At 39.9% G+C, this 2,764-nt stretch carries 2 protein-coding genes; one reads left to right on the top strand and one right to left on the bottom strand.

Features of this window, described 5'->3' with window-relative positions; all coding sequences use genetic code 11:
* Positions 1 to 389: 389 nt before the first annotated feature.
* Positions 390 to 1,514, bottom strand: a complete 1,125-nt coding sequence (locus AC3DU7_RS30450) for an RNA polymerase sigma factor (RefSeq protein ID WP_488042975.1) — start codon at positions 1,512 to 1,514, stop codon at positions 390 to 392.
* A 381-nt stretch (positions 1,515 to 1,895) separates the two neighbouring features.
* On the opposite strand from AC3DU7_RS30450, the gene AC3DU7_RS30445 reads away from it, so the two are divergent.
* The coding region (locus AC3DU7_RS30445) for an AAA-like domain-containing protein (RefSeq protein WP_488042974.1) at positions 1,896 to 2,764 on the top strand (869 nt) is incomplete at its 3' end.

Here is a 2,764-nt window from a genome sequence, read left to right as displayed (position 1 = left end):
AAAATATTACCCCCATGCATCCATCAACGACCTATGCCAAACCTTAATATCCTTCAATGAACTCTGAACATTAAGGAAAAGTTTCATCTCTCCCATTAACCAAGATATTAACCCAGATTTAGTATTATCCCCTGTCAAACTCCACATAAAATACGGTCTCAACTATCGCGATCGCTTCCTTGATAAACAACAGACAAGAGATTTTATCTCGTAACTTTTGCTAGCAGTTGATAGGCAAGAGGCAAAAGGTAACAAGGAAGAAATTTTTCAGAGAGTGGGCGGTACAAAAAAAGATTTTTCTGGTAACTTTTGCTGGCAGTTCCCGGAAATGGTTGAATAAAATTATTGATTTTCTGAAGATGTTTATTATCCTTTGATACAAAATCCAGTTAAACAGTTGTCATTGTGACGATAGGAAGTAACCTCCTAAACTCCTGAGACTGATTCCTTCCACTCCGTGACCATCGCAATGACTTGGATATAGTAATTGTCCGGATTTTATATGGCACTACCAAATTTTCGACACACCCATCCTTTTCTACTTCCACTACCTCGACACACTCTACTTCTGTTAATTCTGTAGCAGTCTCCTGAATCTTCTGGTCAACTTGCTCCCTTGACTCAACAGCACTCTCCACAGACTCTTGTTGTTCTGCCTCAATTACCCGATCGCTCTCTACTTCTACCAATACTTTGGCCACTTCCTGAATAGTCTGACCTAAATTCTCCCCTAGCTCCAGAGAACTATCCACAGACTCAGATTTTTCTACCTCTTCTGATGACGGGGTATGGGGTGATGGAGTGATGGGATGGCCATTAAATTTAGGGCGATCGCTAGGCAATTGTTTCGTCCCTGTCTCCAACTCAATTCTCTGCTGCTTATCCTTATTTTTCCTTGGGGTGGACAACTTCCGGCCTTTCCCTGCCGTAACACTTACTTTCTCCCCTGTCCCTAGAAAATAGTGGCTCAACTTTTGTTTGAGCTTTTTCTTCGCCACATATATCCGCCTGCATACATTGTCGTAGGATATTCCTTGCCGTTCCGCAATTTCTTTATGGGTAAGCTCTTCATAAAAATGTAAAATAAAAGTCCCTCGCAACCTTTCTGGTAAATCAGCGATCGCTCGTCGAATCTCAATAGACCTCTCCTCTCTTTCCAGAAAACTCTCCGGCGACTCCACCGAAGAGGCCATACCCATCTCCTCAGTATCGCCCACCCATTCAATACTTTCAACGCCCATTGCACCCCGAGAACGTTCTCGAATAATGTCAATACAAAGATTCTGAGTCAGCTTGATTGACCAGGCCCTAAAATTGGTAATTTTCCCTCCAAACTTTTGCACCTTTTCCCAAGCTTTTAGCGCTGCCCGACTCAGAGCATCCTCCGCATCTGTTCGGTTAGAGTTCATTAACCTGAGACAGCACCGATAAAGTATATCTTGATGTTCAGTCCATTGCTGCCAAAACTGACAAACCAGACCGGAATTGCTCCTCTCGGTTAAGGCGAAGTCCATTATACGTCCTCTTTGATCTGCAATTATCTACATAATCAAGACGTAAGAAATTTACTGGTATGACCTATCAAACTTAATATAATTAGGCTTTTCTTCAATAGTGAAAATCAACCCTTATTAGCTACCTGCACAAGTCTAATCATTTGTCAATCTCGGAAAATCTATAAATAGGGTTTGCGCTCATAAAGTCTTTTTGGTAGGGTAGGCAATAGGGAGTAAGGAGTAGGGAGTATTTTTTAATATTTTCTGTGCTTATTCTTTGATTTTTTCTTCCCACCCAGGACTCTGTGGCTCAAGAATTTAATCCTGATCCTAAAGATACCAAATGACTTCTATCATAGTGTCTTTGCATAAGTCCCGAGATTTTTTAAATAATTACAGATGGATACTAAACAAATTACAGATTCTATCAAGCTAGATTTTGTTTTAGAGACTATCAACCACAAGCTACTAGAAACCAACAATCATCCTTTAAATACCAAAGAAATTATCATTCTCCAAGGTATTTGGGACAATAAGACCTATGATATAGTCGCTGAAGAGGCAAGTTACAGCTCAAGTTATCTAAGTAATGTCGTTGCTCCTGAGTTATTTAGACGAATTTCTGATATTATTGGTCAAAGGGTGACAAAGAAAAACTGTCGGGTGCAGCTTCAAACATATCTTGTCCCACAAGCTACTTCAAAAAAAACCTTCCTGAGTCAAGATTCCGGAAAACTTTCTCCCAGTGCAAAACAACTAATATCACCAATATTTCCGAGTGGATCTATTTATCTAGATTCACCATTTTACATACAACGAGCTGATATTGAGAAGCAAGTTTATGCAGAAATTCAGAAACCAGGAGCATTGGTGAGAATAAAAGCACCCCAGGAGATGGGCAAAACGTCCCTTCTTTTGAGAGTTATAAACTATGCAGAAAGTTTGGACTATCACACCGTGAACTTGGACTTACAACAGGTAGACCAAAACATTTTGAGTGGTGATATCAACAAATTTTTACGTTGGTTTTGTGCTAATACTGCCTATCAACTAAACCAAGAGCCAAACTTAGATGGCTATTGGGATGAAGATATTGGTGGCAAAGTTAGCTGCACCCTATACTTCCGTAACTATTTATTACGGTCAATTAATTCTCCCCTACTTTTAGCTTTAGATGAAGTCAATCATATTTTTGAGTATCCAGAAATAGCAAAAGACTTTTTTCCTCTATTGCGATCGTGGTATGAGGAAGCAAAAAGACTCCCAGT

The sequence above is a fragment of the Okeania sp. genome, assembly GCF_983059655.1.
The sequence above is the reverse complement of the archived record's forward strand: the minus strand, read 5'-3'. Positions and strand labels throughout refer to the sequence as shown.